This is a genomic window from Aeromonas sp. S15(2024) (assembly GCF_041402265.1).
Lineage (GTDB): Bacteria > Pseudomonadota > Gammaproteobacteria > Enterobacterales > Aeromonadaceae > Aeromonas > Aeromonas dhakensis.
In genome coordinates, this window is sequence record NZ_JBGLQY010000015.1 from 33,741 (window position 1) to 51,237 (window position 17,497).

Here is a 17,497-nt window from a genome sequence, read left to right on the forward strand (position 1 = left end):
CAGGAGTACAAAAATGACGATCGAATGGTATGCCACCCTGTTTGGCTTTGCGGTGCTCACCTGCGGCACGCCGGGCCCCAACAACCTCATGCTGACCGCCTCCGGCGCCAACTTCGGGGTGCGCCGCACCCTGCCCCATCTGATCGGGGTGGCGGTGGGTCAGCCGGTGCTGCAGATGGTGCTGGCGCTGGGGCTCTACCCCCTGTTCGAGCGCTGGCCGCTGCTGCGCCTTGGCTTACAGATCTTCGGCAGCCTTTATCTGCTGTGGCTGGCATGGCGCATCGCGGTGGCCGGCGCTCCCGGTGATCCGGCCCGGCGCGCCCGTCCGCTGACCCTGCTGGAGGGGCTGGGCTTTCAGTTTCTCAACCCCAAGGCCTGGATGATGGGGATCTCCGCCATCAGTCTGTTCAGCCTGCCCGGTGCCAGCTACTGGCCGAGCCAGTTCGCGGTGATGGCCATGTTCGTGCTGGTGGCGCTGCCGGTCTGCTTCGTCTGGGTGCTGTTCGGCCATCAGCTCAGCAACTGGATCAGCACGGATCGGGGCTGGCGCCGCCTCAACGGCAGCCTGGGGGCGCTGACTGCGCTCTGCGTGGTGATGCTCTGGTACTGAGTGCTGCCAGAGGCCGCATAAAGATGCGAAGAAAGTGCATTTGCGGCCTTGTCTGACGGGCACCGGCTCTGCATATTAGAAGGCTTGTCGCCGAGTCGGCGCCCTGCATCATCAAGAGGTTGAGATGGATCTGAACTGGTTGCTTCCCCTGGCGGGCTTTGCCCTCATCACTTGCGGCACGCCGGGCCCCAACAACATGCTGCTCACCAGCGCCGGTGCGGCCCAGGGCTTTCGCCGCAGCGTGCCCCTGCTGGTGGGGGTAGTGGGGGGGATCAACCTGATGATCCTGGCCACGGCGCTGGGGCTGGGGGTGATGTTCGAGCAGCTGCCGCTGCTGCACGACGGGCTCAAGCTCATCGGCTCGGCCTACCTGCTCTGGCTGGCCTGGAAGGTGGCGACCGCCAGCGGCCCGGCCGAGGGCAACCGGCCGCTGATCCCGGCCCATCAGGGGGCCATGCTGCAGCTGCTCAACCCCAAGGCGTGGATGATGGCGCTCTCCGCCATCAGCGGTTTCACCCTGGCGGGGGAGGCCTACTGGCCCTCCGCCATCTGGGTGCTCGCCATCTTCTTTATTACCGGCCTCTATACCGGGGCCTTCTGGGTGCTGTTCGGTGCCCAGGTGCGCCGCCTCATTCGCACCGCCAGAGGCTGGCGTCGTTTCAACCTCGGCATGGGGGTCGCCACGGCGGCCTGCGTGCTGATGATCTGGATTTAGTCCGGGCTGTGCCCGGGCCTTTACCGGCTGTCTTGTTGGCCCTGCGGGGCCTTTTTTATTCCTGGGCGGTGCGATGACGCGCGCCGCCCTCTGCTCGGTTTGCACTATCGGTGTACACAATCGGTTTGCACGATCGATTTACACGATCGGTTCACAGAAGGAGATCCCATGAAATGTATCGGTCTGCTGGGTGGCATGAGCTGGGAGTCCACCGTCAGCTACTATCAGGCGCTCAACCGGGGCGTGCGCGAACGGCTCGGCGGCCTGCACTCGGCGCGGGTGCTGCTGAGCAGCGTCGACTTTGCCGAGATAGAGCGGCTGCAGCATGTCGGGGATTGGCCCGCTACCGCCCGCCTGCTGGCGGCCGAGGCGCGGGCCATCCAGGCCGGTGGCGCCGATTTTCTGCTGATCGGCACCAACACCATGCACAAGGTAGCGCCCGAGATTGAGGCCGCCATCGACATCCCGCTGCTCCATATCGCCGATGCCACCGCACGTCAGCTGCAAGCGGACGGGATCCAGATAGTCGGTCTGCTCGGTACCCGTTTCACCATGGAGCAGGATTTCTACAAGGGGCGCTTGCAGGAGAAGTTCGGGCTGGAGGTGCTGGTGCCTGATGCGGCGCAGCGGGAGCGGGTGCACCGCATCATTTATGACGAGCTGTGCCTCGGCGACATTCGCGACGCCTCGCGGGCTGAGTACCTGGCCATCATCCGCGCGCTGGCCGATGCGGGCGCCCAGGCTGTGATCCTCGGCTGCACCGAGATAGCCCTGCTGGTGGGGGAGGCCGACGCCGCGGTGCCGCTCTACGACACCACTTCGATTCACGCCGAGGCGGCGGTGAGTCTGGCGCTGGCTTGACGATAGGGGTCTGCTGGCAAGCGGATGAGGCAAATAGTGGGTTGGAATATGCCGGCGCCACGGTGCCGCTCTACGACACCACCGCGATTCACGCCGAGGCGGCGGTGAGTCTGGCGCTGGCTTGACGACCATGGCTCTGCTGGCAAGCGGATAAGCCAGAAACTGTCCGGCCGCCGGCTCGGCAGGGCTTGACCTTGCCGCAGGGTTGCTGCATAGGCTGAAGGTCCGCTTTGGCCAACGAGGAGTGACTCATGCAGCGTCGCGATTTTCTCAAACTCTCCACCGCCGTCGGTGTTGCCGGTGCCTTGCCCTGGTGGGGGCGGGCGCTTGCCGCCGAGCGCCCAGCCCTGCCTATTCCTGCGCTGCTGGAGGCGGACGCCAGCGGCCTGTTCCAGCTCAGGGCCCAGCCGGGCCAGATGCAGTGGCGACGTCAGCCGACCCGCAGCTGGGGCTACAACGGCAACCTGCTTGGCCCCACATTGCGTGCCCGCCAGGGGCAGGCGGTGCGAGTCCGGGTCGCCAACCAGCTGGCGGAGACCACCACGATACATTGGCACGGGCTGGAGGTGCCGGGCACCGCCGATGGTGGCCCGCAGGCCAGCATCCCCTCCGGCAAAGAGTGGCAGGCGGCGTTTCGCATCGAGCAGCCGGCGGCCACCTGCTGGTATCACCCCCATACCCACGGACAGACCGGCCATCAGGTGGCCATGGGGCTGGCCGGGCTCTTCATCCTCGACGACGAGGAGAGCCTGCGGCTGCCGCTGCCGCAACGCTGGGGGGTGGACGACATCCCGCTGGTGCTGCAGGACAAGCGCCTCGATGGGCGGGATCAGGTGGACTACCAGCTGGACGTGATGAGCGCGGCGGTCGGCTGGTTCGGCGATCTGATGCTGACCAACGGCGCCGTCTATCCGGCCCACGACGCCCCTCGCGGCTGGCTGCGGTTGCGGCTGCTCAACGGCTGTAATGCCCGCTCCCTCACGCTTGCAACCAGCGATGGCCGCCCCTTGTATGTGATCGGCAGCGATGGCGGCCTGCTGGCGGAGCCGGTGGCGCTGAGCGAGCTGGCGCTGCTGCCGGGGGAGCGCTTCGAGGTCATGGTGGATGCCCGCAACGGCCAGGCGTTCGACCTGCTCACCCTGCCGGTGCGCCAGATGGGGATGACCCTGGCGCCGTTCGATGCGGCCCTGCCGCTGCTGCGGATCCGGCCCTCCCTCATCGAGGGCAAGGGACGCCTGCCGGACAGCCTGGCGCGGCTGCCTGCGCTGCCCGCCACTCAAGAGTTGCCGAGCCGCACCCTGACCCTGTCGATGGATCCCGAGCTGGACCGGCAGGGGATGCAGGCGCTGATGAGCCGCTACGGCCACGGCGCCATGGCGGGCATGAGCATGGATCACGGCGATACGGGCAGCATGGCCGGGATGAAGATGGGCGGGCAAGGCGACGGGATGGCAGGAATGGATCACGGCGACATGGCCGACATGAAGCAAGCGGGCGGCGCGCTGGACTTGCATGGCGGCAACCGCATCAACGGCCAGGCCTTCGCCATGAACGACCCGCAGTTTGCGGTCAAGCGCGGCCGCACCGAGCGCTGGATCATCTCGGGGGAGGGGGACATGATGTTGCACCCCTTCCACATTCACGGCACCCGTTTCCGGATCCTGAGCGAGAACGGTCAGCCGGTGGCCCCTCACCGCGCCGGCTGGAAGGATATCGTCAAGGTGGAGGGCGGGCGCAGCGAGGTGCTGGTGCGCTTCGATCACACGGCGCCGAAGGAGCGGGCCTACATGGCTCACTGCCATCTGCTGGAGCATGAAGACACCGGCATGATGCTCTCGTTCACGGTGGAAGAGTGAAATAATGGCCCGTTCGGGGCCATTGTTTTTTACTGGTCAGATCTCACTATCTGGCTGCGCCGCATACCCCTCGGCATAAAAGCGTGTAAAATTGCGCCCTGAATTTTCCGGCCGGCGCACGCCGGCCGCGACTCCTTACACGCAAGGCTGACATTGTGACAGAAGTAGATAGATTCGCGGACATTCGCCCCTACCGCGATGAGGAAGTACCGGCAGCCATCGAGCGGCTGATCCGGGATGATGAATTCATCGGCGCCATCGCCAAGTATCGCTTCGGCTCCCTGATGAGCTGGCTGGGCTGGGCCATTCGCCCGCTGATCCGCCAGTTCCTGCGCTACAAGTGGTCCAAGGTGACCACCATCCATCAGGTGCAGATGGGGGTGACCCGCTACATGAGCCGGATGATCGCCACCTCCACCCAGGGGGTGACCTTCTCCGGGCTTGAGCATCTTAAAAAAGAGCAGGGCTACCTGTTTGTCTCCAACCACAGGGACATCGCCATGGATCCGGCGTTCGTCAACTGGGGTCTGCACACCCATGGTTTCGATACCGTGCGCATTGCCATCGGCGACAACCTGCTGCGTAAACCCTGCGCCACCGAGCTGATGAAGCTCAACAAGAGCTTCATCGTCAAGCGCTCCGCCAAGGGGCCGCGGGAGATGATGAAGGCGCTCGGCGAGCTGTCTGCCTACATCGGCCAGTCGGTGCACGAAGGCCACTCCATCTGGATTGCCCAGAAGGAAGGGCGCGCCAAGAACGGCGATGACAAGACGGATCCGGCCATCCTCAAGATGTTCTACGTGGACGGCAAGAAGCAGAAGATCGAGTTCGTCGACTACATGCGCAGCCTCAATATCGTGCCGGTCAGCATCAGCTACGAGCTGGATCCCACCGACAAGGCCAAGGCGCGCGAGCTGTACGAGAAGTCCATCAACGGCAGCTACGAGAAGGGCGAGTTCGAGGACATCGAGAGCATAGTCGCCGGCATCGTCGGCCAGAAGGGGCGGGTACACGTCTCCTTCGGCGCCCCCATCACCGAAGGCTTCAGCGATCCGGACGAACTGGCGGCGCTGATCGACAAGGCGATCTGGGGCAACTACCGCCTCTTCCCGGGCAACTACCTGGCTGCGGATGTGGCAGGCCACGCCAATACCATCGAACAGGCCGCCTTCCTGAGCCGTCAGTCCGAGGTACCGGAAGAGCACAAGGCCATCTGGCGTGCCATGTACGCCAAACCGGTGGAGAACGCCGCCAAGGCTTGAATGACACCGGTTTTGACCAGGTGATGTGAAAAAAACGGGAGCAGATGCTCCCGTTTTTGCGTCTGGTCAAAGTCGCCGGCAATGGAGTAGTGAATAATATTGTTTCAGCTGGTACGATCACCTGGCGAACACGCTTGCCCCGCTTGGCAAGCCGAGGATGAGTGTGTAACAGTGCACTCACCACGCCGGAGAGAGCCATGGCTCCATCCCGGTCTGCACGGATAGCAGACGGTGTGACACAAGGACCTTCAACGGGTCCTTTTTCATTTTGCGGCTAAGATGTCGCCTGAATACACCTAAGGAAGCGCCATGATCACCGGCAGTCTGAATACCTTGCAGCGTACGCCGCTGCCCGCCCCGCTCGACCGCATCCTGGTCGAGGTGGTGCAAAGCGTCGACCGGTGGCGGCATGCTCCGCTCGGCAAGCAGGAGGTCGACGGCCTCAAGCTGTTCTGCCTGGTGAGCGAAGAGCTGACCGAGCCGGCGGCGGATCGCCGTGGCGAGTTCCATCAGCAGTACCTGGACATCCAGCTGCTGCTCGCCGGCGAGGAGTGGATCGGGGTCGGCCCGCACACCTACGCGAGCGAAGGGGCGGATCACCCCCATCCCGATCTCTGGTTCGTCGACGACGAACAGACCAGTTATCTGGCGTTGCAGCCCGGCGACTTCGCCATCTTCTGGCCGGGAGAACTGCATCGCCCCCTCTGCACCCCCAACCCGCCGGCCAAGGTGAAGAAGCTGGTGGTCAAGGTGCGCCGGGATCTGCTGGCCGGCCTGTAACCGCTGGCGCAGCCTGACTGAGACGAGTGACCGGAATCATCCGGATTTGCACTTAACATATTGAAAAATTGGGCGCACTTTCCTGCGACCATAAGCCCCCGGCAGGGGAATCCCATCCATGTTGGATGACACGACACTGTCGGCATAAAGCCGAAGCACAGGAAGATGTAGAACATGAGCAAGTTGGTATTGATCCTTAACTGCGGTAGCTCTTCCCTGAAATTTGCCGTAATGGACGCCGAAACAGGTGAGGACATGCTGTCCGGCCTGGCCGAATGCTTCAATCTGGATGATGCACGTATCAAATGGAAACTCCACGGCGTCAAGGGCGAGGCCATGCTGGGCGCGGGTGCCGCGCACCAGGAAGCCCTCGACCACATCGTGGGTCACATCCTGCCGCAGGATCCGACCCTGGCCGAGCAGCTGGTGGCCATCGGCCATCGCATCGTGCACGGCGGCGAGCAGTTCTCCCGTTCCGTTCGCATCGATGACAGCGTGATCGCCGGCATCGAAGCCGCCATTCCGTTCGCTCCCCTGCACAACCCGGCGCACCTCATCGGCATCCGTGCCGCCCTCAAGGTCTTCCCGGCGCTGGCAGAGAAGAACGTGGCCGTGTTCGACACCGCCTTCCACCAGACCCTGCCAGAGGAAGCCTACCTCTACGCGCTGCCCTACAAGCTCTACAAAGAGAACGGCATCCGTCGTTACGGCGCCCACGGCACCTCCCACCGCTTCATCGCAGAAGAGACCGCCAAGGCGCTGGGCAAGCCGCTCGAAGAGCTCAACATCATCAACTGCCACCTGGGTAACGGCGCTTCCGTCTGCGCCATCCGTGGCGGCGAATCCGTCGACACCTCCATGGGGCTGACCCCGCTGGAAGGGCTGGCGATGGGTACCCGCTCCGGCGACATCGATCCCGCCGTGGTCTTCTTCATGCACGACCAGCTCGGTTACAGCGTGGAGCAGATCAACCACACCCTGACCCGCGAGTCCGGCCTGCTGGGCATGACAGAGGCGAGCAGTGACTGCCGCTACGTCACTTCCAATTACGCCACCGACGCCGGTGCCAAGCGTGCGCTGGACGTGTTCACCTACCGGGTGGCCAAGTATGTCGGCGCCTACGCTGCCGCCATGGATGGTCGCCTGGACGCCCTGGTGTTCACCGGCGGTATCGGTGAGAACGCCGCCATGGTGCGCGAGATGGTGCTGGATCGTCTGGCCCTGTTCGGCTTCAAGGTCGACAAGGAAGCCAACAACGCCGCCGTGCTGGGCGGCGAGGGCCCCATCACCGCCGAAGGCAGCCGCCTGGCGCTGGTGATGCCCACCAACGAAGAGCTGGTCATCGCCCGCGATGCCCTGAGCCTGGTCGGCTAACGCCCCTCGCTCCCAGACAACGCCCGGCCCCTGCCGGGCGTTGTCGTTTGTGGGCCGGTGCCCATTTGACATGGGGTGGCAGATACGTACCCTGACCGCAGTTTCACGCACAGGAGGATGGGATGAAGGAGACGATTTTTCGCTGGCTGGCCGGGCTCGGGCTGGAGGTGACCGGCATGACGGGGCTGGTGATCGCCCTCGGCTTCATCGTGCTCACCTCGCTGGTGCTGCACATGCTGCTGCACCGGGTGCTGCTGGTGCGGCTGGTGGGCGTGCTCGGCAAGACCATGCAGGTGTGGCTGCCGCCCCAACTGCAGCAGCGGCTGTTCTACCGGCTCGCCTTCGTGTTGCAGGGGGCTGTGCTGCTGGGGCAGGCCGAGATCTGGCTGCCGCGCGACTCCGAAAGCCTGCAGCTCATAGAGACGGTGGCCCAGCTCTGGATCCTGCTGTTCCTGCTGCTGGCGCTGTTCGCCCTCCTCGACTGCCTGCTGTCGGTGAGCCGCTACACCCGGCTCGGGCGGGATCTGCCCCTGCGCGGTATCTTCCAGGGGGTGAAGCTGGTGGGCAGCATCCTGGTGGGCATCCTGATGATCGCCCTGCTGCTCGGCAAGTCACCGCTGTTCCTGTTCAGCGGTCTGGGTGCCATGACCGCGGTATTGATGCTGGTGTTCAAGGACCCCATTCTCGGCCTGGTGGCCGGCATTCAGCTCTCCGCCAACCGCATGCTGAGCGTCGGCGACTGGCTGCAGATGGACAAGTACGGCGCGGATGGCGAGGTGACCGACATCGGCCTCACCACGGTCAAGGTGTCGAACTGGGACAAGACCATCACCACCATCCCCACCTATGCCCTCATCTCCGACTCCTTCAAGAACTGGCAGGGGATGACGGAGTCGGGCGGGCGGCGCATCAAGCGCAGCGTCAACATCGACATGACCAGCGTGCGCTTCCTGACGGCGGACGAACAGTTGCAGCTCAAGCAGGCCCAGCTGCTGGCGCCCTATCTGAGCCGCAAGGAGCAGGAGCTGAGCGCCTACAACCAGCAGCTGAGCGATGCCATCAGTTGCCCCATCAACGGCCGCCACCTCACCAACCTAGGCACCCTGCGCGCCTATCTGGACGCCTACCTGCGCGCCCACCCCGGCATTCGCAAGGACATGACCCTGATGGTGCGCCAGCTGGCGCCGACCACGGACGGCCTGCCGCTGGAGATCTACTGCTTCACGGCGACCACCGCCTGGACCGATTACGAAGGGATCCAGGCCGACATTTTCGACCACATTTTTGCCATCATCGAGCAATTTCATCTGCGGTTGCACCAATCTCCCACAGGTTACGATATGCGCGCCTGGCAAAAGGGGTGAACGGCCATCAGACAAGGGCTGGTGGCGGATAAAAAAAGCGATATTAATCGCTGACCCGCCGCCACTTGTCAGTTGAAATTTGCCCGGCAGAGGAGAAAAATGGCGGCCTTCTCTTCGCCCCCCGGATCGCCTGCCGCTCCCGGGTCAGCCCAGAGTCTTGAACCACGTCATCCATTACAGGAAAGTTATGAAGCTCCTCCACACTACTGCGGCCGCGCTGTGCTGCAGCCTCCTCTTGGGCGCCGCGCCTGCGCTCGCTGTTGAATACGCCCTGCCTGCGGCCAACAGCCGCCTGGTGGGTGAAAATCTGGAATACGTGGTCCCGGCCGAAGAAAATGGCCAGCCGCTGGAGGCTGCCGCCGCCAAATTCCAGCTGGGGCTGACCAACATGCTGGAGGCCAACCCCAAGGCGGATCCCCTGCTGCTGCAGACCGGCGAGAAGCTGATCGTGCCGCACCAGCTGATCCTGCCGGATGCGCCCCGTGAAGGGATCGTGCTGAACGTGGCCGAGATGCGCCTCTACTACTACCCGAAAGGCAAGAAGGTGGTGGAAGTGCTGCCCATCGGCATCGGCCAGCTCGGTACCGACACCCCGGAAAACTGGGTGACCAGCGTGCAGCGCAAGAAGGCGGGCCCGACCTGGACCCCGACCGCCAAGATGCATGCCGAATATGCCGCCCGTGGCGAGACCCTGCCGGCCGTGTGGCCGGCCGGCCCGGACAATCCCATGGGGCTGTTCGCGCTCTACATCGGCAAGATGTACGCCATCCACGGCACCAACGCCCAGTTCGGCATCGGCCTGCGGGTGAGCCACGGCTGCGTGCGCCTGCGCAACGACGACATCGAGTACCTGTTCAAGAAGGTGCCGGTCGGTACCCGCGTCCAGTTCGTCAACCAGCCCATCAAGGCCAGTGTCGAGCCGGATGGCCGCCGCTACCTGGAAGTGCATCAGCCGCTCTCCCGCAATCAGGAGGAGTTCAACTCCAGCCTGCCTGCGCCGCTGCCGATGACCCCGGCGGTGACCCGCTTCATCGCCCACGCCGACAGCGACTCCCAGCTGGTCAAGCAGGCGCTGGAGCAGCGCAGCGGCATGCCGATCGCGATCAATCGCTGATTGGCGCCTGCCGAGATGGCCCCGACTTCTGGTCGGGGCTTTTTTTTGCCGCCGTGGCGGGATCGGTCCCCTGAACATGCCAGGTGGATAAGCAGTTGCTGCGTCAGGATAAAATCTGGCGGAACGGGGCAAAGCTGGTCTGTTGGTTAAAGATGAAACGTTTATATTGTGTTTTCTGTTTGTTAAAAAAGGTTGAGGTCATGGGATCTGCTGATTAAGCTAGGGCGGTTTTTTTAAGGAAGAGTCCGTCGTCAGAACGGGCACACACGTCACATAACGGAGTTTTGAATGACAGCCAGCACACCCATGCTCATCACCTTTCTGGTGTATATCCTCGGGATGGTTCTGATCGGCTTTATCGCCTATCGCGCCACCCGCAACTTTGACGACTACATCCTCGGCGGCCGCCGAATGGGGAGCTGGGTGACCGCTCTCTCCGCCGGTGCCTCCGACATGAGCGGCTGGCTCCTGATGGGCTTGCCGGGCGCCGTCTTCATCGGCGGCATCTCCGAGAGCTGGATCGCCATCGGCCTCACCCTGGGCGCCTACCTCAACTGGCGCTGGGTCGCCGGCCGGCTGCGGGTGCATACCGAGAAGAACCGCAACGCCCTGACCCTGCCGGACTACTTCACCTACCGCTTCGAAGACAAGAGCCGGGTGCTGCGCATCCTCTCCGCCCTGGTGATCCTGCTGTTCTTCACCATCTACTGCGCCTCCGGCGTGGTGGCCGGTGCCCGCCTGTTCGAGAGCACCTTCGGCATGAGTTATGACACCGCCCTCTGGGTCGGTGCCGCGGCCACCATCACCTACACCTTCTTCGGTGGCTTCCTCGCGGTGAGCTGGACCGATACCGTGCAGGCTACCCTGATGATCTTCGCCCTGATCCTCACCCCGGTGTTCGTCATCATCGCGGTGGGCGGCATCGACACCGCCATGGTGCAGGTGGCGGCGCAGAACGCCGGCAACCTCGACATGTTCAAGAACCTGGACTTCATCGCCATCATCTCGCTGATGGCATGGGGCCTGGGCTACTTCGGCCAGCCCCACATCCTGGCGCGCTTCATGGCGGCGGACTCCCACCACTCCATGACCAATGCCCGTCGCATCAGCATGACCTGGATGGTGCTGTGCCTGGGCGGCGCCGTGGCCATCGGCTTCTTCGGCCTCTCCTACTTCTCCACCTTCACCGAGCAGGCTGGCGGCGTGACTGCCAACCCTGAGCGGGTCTTTATCGAGCTCTCCAAGATCCTGTTCAACCCCTGGATCGCCGGCGTGCTGCTCTCCGCCATCCTGGCGGCGGTGATGAGTACCCTCAGTTGCCAGCTGCTGGTCTGCTCCAGCGCCATCACCGAGGATCTCTACAAGCCGTTCCTGCGCAAGAACGCCTCCCAGCAGGAGCTGGTGTGGGTCGGTCGTGCCATGGTGCTGGTGATCGCGCTCATCGCCATCAGCGTTGCCATGAATCCGGAGAACCGGGTACTGGGGCTGGTGAGCTACGCCTGGGCCGGCTTTGGTGCCGCCTTCGGCCCCGTGGTGCTGCTCTCCGTGCTCTGGTCGCGGATGACCCGCAACGGCGCCCTGGCGGGCATGCTGGTGGGCGCCCTGACCGTCATCGTCTGGAAGCAGTTCGGCTGGCTGGGACTCTATGAAATCATCCCGGGCTTCCTCTTCTCCGGGCTCGCCATTGTGGTGTTCAGCCTGCTGGACAAGGCCCCCTCCAAGGCCATGCTGGAGCGCTTCGACGACGCCGAGCGCGAGTTCCAGACCCCGCCGGATGCGCTGGGTCAGCCTGCAACCGTCAACTGAGTTGGCTACTGCCGATAACAAAAAGCCCCGCATCGCGGGGCTTTTTTATGAGCAAGGGGACCAGTTCACCCAGCTTGCAACAAAGTCGCTGGGCCTCTCGGATAAAGCTGGCCCATTCCAGAACCTCTACCCGGTAGGCGCGATACTTGCCGTGCCGCTTGGGCTCGGGCAGCAGCCCGAGCTGCTCGTAGAGACGGACCGCCTTGGGTGTGGTGCCCGCCAGCCGGGCAAATTCGCCGATATACATGGTGCTGCCCGTAAAGGTGGTGTGAAAGGAGCCCACTATAGGCCAGCGGCAGGGGGGAATGCATCCACACCGGGGAGGGGTGAGTTGGATTGGTAGGAATTGACGGGGGACGGCTGACAGAGGACACCCACCCTGTCAGGCAAGTCTGCTATCGAGATGGTGGAGATCCCAGATTTTTACCAGTGAATGAAGAAGAGGCTGATGAATAATGAATTGCAAAAAACTCACGCCATTCCGGTTCAAGGTTCAGTGCTAAGCGCTCCTCTTGGTTCAATGCCTCCCAGAACGGCAGCCACAAATACGTCCACCAGTATTCCATGTCACCCTGAAGCGAGCCCAAGCTTTCGGGGTCAATGGATGGGAAGGAGTCTGCTGGAAGAGGCGGATCTAACCTTGTCTGCTGGAGAGCGTCAATCACATCAAGGTCATCACTGGCAAATGAGACTACCGTTCCAGCAAAAGAAGAGTGCTGAATAAGCATGAACTTCTTGCTCGCAGGATCCCCTGAGCGATTTAGCACCTGCATGTTCAACTCAGGGTCCACTACATATCCAGTTTGGGATAGGACTCGGAAAAGCATTCCCAGACTATTTTCTGAAACGAGGAAGCGAACGAAATAAGCTCCGATTGAATGGTCTGAAAGCATTGGAGTTGGGTAACCGCAGTATGCATTTTCAGATAAGTGGATAAAACTGGAGTCCTTGAAAACATCTTTTATATCTGGAGCAGTTTTATCCTGCTTTCTCCCAAGTAAATGACTCAGTACGCCTATGATTTTAGTCTTCATATATGTGAGGGCTCCCATTTTAGCGCCCTAATATCCAGCCGCACCTACAACCACGTGGGAATATAGGGACGGAATATCGAAGTATTGACTAAGTATTGGGACACCCACCTTGCCAAGCTAGTTTGCTATCGAGATGGTGGGTGTTTTAATTTTTTAATTAAAGAACTCGATGGCCATTGTAATAGAAGCTATTTGAGCCATATCTCCTTTTGTGACTGCTTGATGCAAAAGGCCGGAGAGGATTGCACTTCTAGTTGCGGAAGGTATAACGCAAGGGCTCAGAATTCCTCTGGATTGCGGGTAATCCCCCCAATGAACCCCAAGTGCTTTTTCGCCACCATTATTCTGATTCTTGTGGTCGTAGCGACCAATGATAAGAACTAAGCCATCATCAACATGGATTGCTTTAGGTTCTTTCCAGTACGAAACCATACTCATAGAACTATCCCTAATGTGCCTCACAGTGATTAGATGGAAGACTGTACTAATCCGATAGTCGAGCCTTCCGTACAACTCTGTACCAACTTTATCATAAAAACGTTTGGAATAAATTTTGGGGTGCCCACCTTGTCAGGCTAATCAGCTATCGATATAATGAGTGTTCCAGATTTTCGTACACCATTTACTATGAATGGCGGTTAACGCCTTGTTCACTGGGAAATTAAGAACGTAGCGAGTAATTATTCCGAGTGCAGCGAATTGTTAGGTTCTTTTGCTTGCAGACGCTTTTTGATTCCCATCGACGTACCAAATGTCGGATGCTTTACCATATTCCTTTATGAAATCATTTCTAATTTTTTGTACTTCACTATATTTTCTACCAATTCCGCCAACGTCGATAATCAGAAAAATACCTAAATCTGTGTCATCAGCTTTCTTATATGTCTCTAGTTGCTTTTCATATCCATGAATCAAACTGCCATTGGTGGATAATTTTATTTCGACCACAAGTTTAGAGTCAAAACCCTTAGAAAGCTTAAAGTCTACAGGCCCGTTGCCGGAATCTGCTTCAGGAGTTAAATCAATATTGTTAGCCTTGCAATAACTATAAGCGACAGCAAAGAAAAGCCGTTGAGATGCTTTTTCCTTTCTAGGTTTTTCATTCTCGTCCCAAAGCTCTTTCCATAGCCCCTTGTTCTCTATTAAATCCTGAAACTGGCTTAGTATTTTATTAACAACTTCTACAACTTCATTAGCGCTTAGTTTCCTATTAGCATACCTAGAAAGATCGTAGGGGTAGTCTCTGGGGATTTGTTTTAGTAATTCGGTCCAAAATGACTCACCATTTCTGTCACTTTTAAAGTCATATGGCTTAGGCTCTACTTCACGAATCATATCCATTACTTGTTGGAAAGCCTCTTTGCTTTTCAGGGCGGCTTGTTTGAGTCTCTGCTTCTGCTTTTTGGTCATTGTTGCCCAGATCTCACCAACGTGATTATTGACCCGCTCTCTAAGTTCTTCATTTTCTCTTACAACGCGCGATATATCACTCCAATCTGACGCAATTGGTAAATCGCGCACAATATCATTTGGCACAAAAATTAGAGGTTGTTCTGAATACGGATTAACTACAAGGTTGTAGTTGTTGATTCCGACTTTAAATGGTTTTGTCGGTATTTTTAGAGTTTTATTGACTCTATCTGAAAACGAAATTAAGTCGGAAAGAATAATGTTGGTTGTCATATCGCTGATTCGATCAGGCCCGATACCTTCCTCGAATAAAGCTAATGCCATAAAAAGCGCTATATCATTCACACCGAGCGCGACAATCTGAGAAGCGGTATCAAGTGTGCTAGAGATTAGATCCTTTCCAAAGCCTGATCCCTTTACGGTTGTACCATAGCCCAAACAAGTCCAGCTAATTTCTGAGAAGTGGAAAAGTCTTTTTGCATTACGCCATGGAACATCATCTACGGCTTTAGATACGGACAAAAGCTTGATAATTTGTTCAAAACGATCTCTATAGGATTGATAGGCTCCTTCACTAATTTCCTTGTGAGCACTATCCTCCAATAACAGTGGGTCTATAAAAACCAAGGTATCTGTATTCAGTAGTACGTTTACAACCCCAAGCTTATCCAATACAGCCACATCTATGCCGAATTCGCTAGAAATAGTGGCTGGGTTTTTAATTTTTCCCATTATCTAATCCTTGATTTATTGAGGGGGCATGAGAACACTAACAATGATTAGATGGAGGGCGGTACTAATCCGATAATCGAGCCTTCCATATAATTCAGTGTCGGCTTTATCTCAGTTAAGGAAAAATTTATTTTAAATCATAGCGTCATCGGCTTGGTGTTATACCAGTCCGTATTCGCTTGACTTCCTCTTTTGGCTATTTCATTACGACTGCATAAAAATACAGTAATAAGAGAATCAGGACACCACACTATTAAGCAAGGTATTGTCGCCTTGCTGCTTGATAGCGGGACTCCAAATCATCGGTGTTACGCTCTCTTTCTAAAACCTAATTTCCACCGACTCCGCACTGCGTGTTGTCTCACCGTGATAAACCGCTTCGATATTGTTGCCATCCGGATCGAGGACAAAGGCGGCGTAATAACCGGGGTGATAGACCCGCTCGCCGGGGGCGCCGTTGTCCTGGCCCCCATTGGCCAGCGCCGCCTGATAGAAGCGATCCACTGTGGCGCGGTCTTGCGCCTGAAAGGCGAGGTGATGGCGGCCGGTCAATGCTCCCAGCGCCGCCGGGCTGTCGATGGCGGTGACAAACAGCTCGTCTGCCCAGAAGTAACCCTCACCGGCGCCACCTATGGGGATGTCGAGGGCGGCCAGTGCGGCCGTGTAAAAACGCTGGCTGGCGGCCAGATCTTTCACCACCAGCTGGAGATGGTCGATCAGCCGACCGCGATGCAGTGTTTGTATTTCCATACACCACCTTGCTTTGCATGTTGTGGATGAGCCGCTGGCCGGCCCCTTGCTGTGAGCAACAGGGGTTGGCCAGCCGATGGCATGGCTACCGCCCCTGAATTTCAGCTTCCAGTGTGCTGCTTGTTACCTGTGAGAGGGTTGGCATGGCTCATGGGGAGACTCCGGCGAGGTGTGTGTTGCCATTTGGCTATAGTAACGCCCCTTGGATGGGGGAAAAGGGGGCAGCGAGTTATTTCTGAGCAAGATCAATAAATTGATAGATATGGCGAGAGCGGAGGGGGTGGGCAGGAGAAGGCGGCGTGGATGCCGCCGTCCCCAAGTGATTGGCTTCTGGATTAGCGCTGCGTGCAGGAGAGAGTTGGCTGGCCGACACGCTCCAGCCTGGCTTCGCCCCCCTTGGTAAAGAGGGTGAGGTTTTGCCCTTCATAACGGGCACCGCTGGCGCTGGGGGTTTCATAGGCGAGCACCTGCAGCGGGTCAGTACCCTCACCCTCGTCCAGGTTGATCACCGCGGCGGGCCGCTTGGCCTCGTTGTAGAAGTAGGTGGAGAGGGTGACATTATTGCCACACTGGTAGTCCACCGGGCTTGGCACCATCAGCTGGCCGCCCTTGATCTGCAGTTCGGTGATCCGCAGCTGGTAGCTATCTTCCACGCACTGGCGCAGATCGCTCGCCTTCCAGCAGTCGTTGCGCCCCTTGATCCAGCCGCGCTGGATGGCGCGCTCGGTTTTCTGCTGCTCGGGTGAGAACGCGGCAATTGCCTTGGGGTAGAGGGCCGCCAGCTCGTTATCCAGCGCCGCCAGCGCGGCATCCTTGCAGATAAGGGTTTCGGCGGCGCCTTTTGCCTTGGCGCAATCGAAGGAGGGGGTGGCTGCGGTGGCCAATAAAGGGGCAAACAGCAGAGTGGCAAGCAAGGTCTTGTTCATCGAGGGGGCTCCAGCAAGGGGGACCCGGCTACTAAAGCACAATGGCGCTGGGCCGCCGAGCATTTTTTGCGCCGGGCGGCCCCAGACAAGGGGAGGGAGATCAGGCGAGCGCCAGGGACTGGCGGGCGCGCCACAGCCGCTCGTGGAAGAAGAACACGACGGTGTTGATGGCAGGCTCGATCATCGCCATCACGCCGCCAGTGAGCAGCTCGCCGCTCAGCAGATAGGCGACGCCAAAGGCCACCGAGAAGTGCACCAGGGCGAAGCTGCTGGTCTTGGCCTGCAGACTGTGGTGGGGCTTGAGCTTGTGCCAGCTAAGATCATGGAAGTAGAAGGCGACCGTGTTGACGGCGGGTTCGATCAGGGCGATCAGGCTGGCGGTGAGCAGTTCACCGGTCAGCAGGTAAGCCACGGTGAAGGCCACGGTGAAGTGCAAAACGGCAAAGCTGATGGTCTTTTTCATGGCAAAGGCTCCCTCTGGTGATGAACAGAGTATCCCCCGAAATCCCATTAAATGAAAACCATTCTCATCTAATGGTTGGATAGGGACGACCTATCAAGTGAGAGCACCCTCACCGGATTGGGAGTTGCCTGGGGCCACAGCGGCGCTAGAGTGAGCCTTTGCCATGAAAAAGGAGCTTTCATGCATATGAATATCAACGCCACCCTGATGGGGCAGTTCATCCTGTTGCTGATGATCATCGTAGGGGTACTGGCCTATTGGCTGGCTCGTCGCAGAAGCGAGCGCCCCGCCCTGATCGCCACCCTTTGCGCTTTGCTCTCCCTGTTTCCACCCTTGGGTCTGTTGGCCCTGCTGTTGCTGGTCTTGCACCTGGACAGATCCTCCGGCCCCTGATTGCCAGCCAGGGCACTCGAGCTGCCCGCCGATCCTGCCAATAAAAA

General features: G+C 59.4%; 19 protein-coding genes. 12 read left to right on the forward strand and 7 right to left on the reverse strand.

The window, feature by feature from the left end:
* Positions 1 to 13: 13 nt before the first annotated feature.
* The 11 genes from ACB033_RS20900 (at position 14) to putP (ending at position 11,742) form a co-directional block, all read left to right on the forward strand.
* Positions 14 to 610 (forward strand): LysE family translocator, encoded by a 597-nt coding sequence (locus tag ACB033_RS20900; protein ID WP_005304811.1) that lies wholly within the window; start codon positions 14 to 16, stop codon positions 608 to 610.
* A gap of 124 nt (positions 611 to 734) precedes the next feature.
* Complete coding sequence (locus ACB033_RS20905; RefSeq protein WP_016351931.1) at positions 735 to 1,325, forward strand: LysE family translocator; 591 nt, start codon at positions 735 to 737, stop codon at positions 1,323 to 1,325.
* A 168-nt stretch (positions 1,326 to 1,493) separates the two neighbouring features.
* Entirely contained in the window at positions 1,494 to 2,186 is a 693-nt protein-coding gene (locus ACB033_RS20910; protein ID WP_139724847.1) for an aspartate/glutamate racemase family protein, read from the forward strand.
* Complete coding sequence (locus tag ACB033_RS20915; protein WP_275056081.1) at positions 2,183 to 2,311, forward strand: hypothetical protein; 129 nt, start codon at positions 2,183 to 2,185, stop codon at positions 2,309 to 2,311. The genes ACB033_RS20910 and ACB033_RS20915 overlap by 4 nt, the downstream gene beginning before the upstream one ends.
* Positions 2,312 to 2,437: 126 nt before the next feature.
* Entirely contained in the window at positions 2,438 to 4,042 is a 1,605-nt protein-coding gene (gene cueO / locus ACB033_RS20920) for a multicopper oxidase CueO (RefSeq protein ID WP_139724845.1), read from the forward strand.
* A gap of 155 nt (positions 4,043 to 4,197) precedes the next feature.
* Positions 4,198 to 5,304 (forward strand): 1-acyl-sn-glycerol-3-phosphate acyltransferase, encoded by a 1,107-nt coding sequence (locus ACB033_RS20925; RefSeq protein ID WP_010636222.1) that lies wholly within the window; start codon positions 4,198 to 4,200, stop codon positions 5,302 to 5,304.
* A gap of 309 nt (positions 5,305 to 5,613) precedes the next feature.
* Positions 5,614 to 6,084, forward strand: coding sequence for a YhcH/YjgK/YiaL family protein (locus ACB033_RS20930; protein ID WP_139724843.1), 471 nt, complete (start codon positions 5,614 to 5,616; stop codon positions 6,082 to 6,084).
* A gap of 174 nt (positions 6,085 to 6,258) precedes the next feature.
* Positions 6,259 to 7,458, forward strand: a complete 1,200-nt coding sequence (locus ACB033_RS20935; RefSeq protein WP_005304795.1) for an acetate kinase — start codon at positions 6,259 to 6,261, stop codon at positions 7,456 to 7,458.
* 122 nt (positions 7,459 to 7,580) lie between these two features.
* On the forward strand, positions 7,581 to 8,822 hold the full coding sequence (locus tag ACB033_RS20940) for a mechanosensitive ion channel family protein (protein ID WP_139724841.1): 1,242 nt from the start codon (positions 7,581 to 7,583) through the stop codon (positions 8,820 to 8,822).
* A 187-nt stretch (positions 8,823 to 9,009) separates the two neighbouring features.
* Positions 9,010 to 9,936 carry a L,D-transpeptidase family protein gene (locus tag ACB033_RS20945; protein ID WP_005304791.1) on the forward strand — a complete coding sequence of 309 codons (927 nt, stop codon included), beginning with the start codon at positions 9,010 to 9,012 and terminating at the stop codon, positions 9,934 to 9,936.
* Positions 9,937 to 10,224: 288 nt separating this feature from the next.
* Entirely contained in the window at positions 10,225 to 11,742 is a 1,518-nt protein-coding gene (gene putP / locus ACB033_RS20950; protein WP_139724839.1) for a sodium/proline symporter PutP, read from the forward strand.
* Here the strand turns inward: putP and ACB033_RS20955 are convergent.
* From ACB033_RS20955 to ACB033_RS20985, 7 genes are all read right to left on the reverse strand, one after another.
* Positions 11,735 to 11,989 (reverse strand): MerR family DNA-binding transcriptional regulator, encoded by a 255-nt coding sequence (locus tag ACB033_RS20955; RefSeq protein WP_139724837.1) that lies wholly within the window; start codon positions 11,987 to 11,989, stop codon positions 11,735 to 11,737. The two genes, putP and ACB033_RS20955, sit on opposite strands and share 8 nt — an antisense overlap.
* Before the next feature lie 148 nt (positions 11,990 to 12,137).
* The gene (locus ACB033_RS20960) at positions 12,138 to 12,776 is read right to left on the reverse strand and encodes a hypothetical protein (RefSeq protein ID WP_371140724.1); all 639 of its coding nucleotides are present in this window, start codon (positions 12,774 to 12,776) and stop codon (positions 12,138 to 12,140) included.
* Between the two features lie 153 nt (positions 12,777 to 12,929).
* The gene (locus ACB033_RS20965) at positions 12,930 to 13,214 is read right to left on the reverse strand and encodes a hypothetical protein (protein ID WP_139724835.1); all 285 of its coding nucleotides are present in this window, start codon (positions 13,212 to 13,214) and stop codon (positions 12,930 to 12,932) included.
* A gap of 264 nt (positions 13,215 to 13,478) precedes the next feature.
* Positions 13,479 to 14,918, reverse strand: a complete 1,440-nt coding sequence (locus ACB033_RS20970; protein ID WP_139724833.1) for a hypothetical protein — start codon at positions 14,916 to 14,918, stop codon at positions 13,479 to 13,481.
* Positions 14,919 to 15,239: 321 nt separating this feature from the next.
* Positions 15,240 to 15,668 (reverse strand): VOC family protein, encoded by a 429-nt coding sequence (locus ACB033_RS20975; RefSeq protein ID WP_139724832.1) that lies wholly within the window; start codon positions 15,666 to 15,668, stop codon positions 15,240 to 15,242.
* Positions 15,669 to 16,003: 335 nt separating this feature from the next.
* Positions 16,004 to 16,594, reverse strand: coding sequence for an MliC family protein (locus tag ACB033_RS20980; RefSeq protein ID WP_139724830.1), 591 nt, complete (start codon positions 16,592 to 16,594; stop codon positions 16,004 to 16,006).
* A 100-nt stretch (positions 16,595 to 16,694) separates the two neighbouring features.
* Entirely contained in the window at positions 16,695 to 17,057 is a 363-nt protein-coding gene (locus ACB033_RS20985; RefSeq protein ID WP_139724827.1) for a DUF2061 domain-containing protein, read from the reverse strand.
* A 186-nt stretch (positions 17,058 to 17,243) separates the two neighbouring features.
* Between ACB033_RS20985 and ACB033_RS20990 the strand changes: the two genes are divergently transcribed.
* Entirely contained in the window at positions 17,244 to 17,450 is a 207-nt protein-coding gene (locus ACB033_RS20990) for a hypothetical protein (RefSeq protein ID WP_026139273.1), read from the forward strand.
* The last annotated feature ends 47 nt before the right edge of the window (positions 17,451 to 17,497 follow it).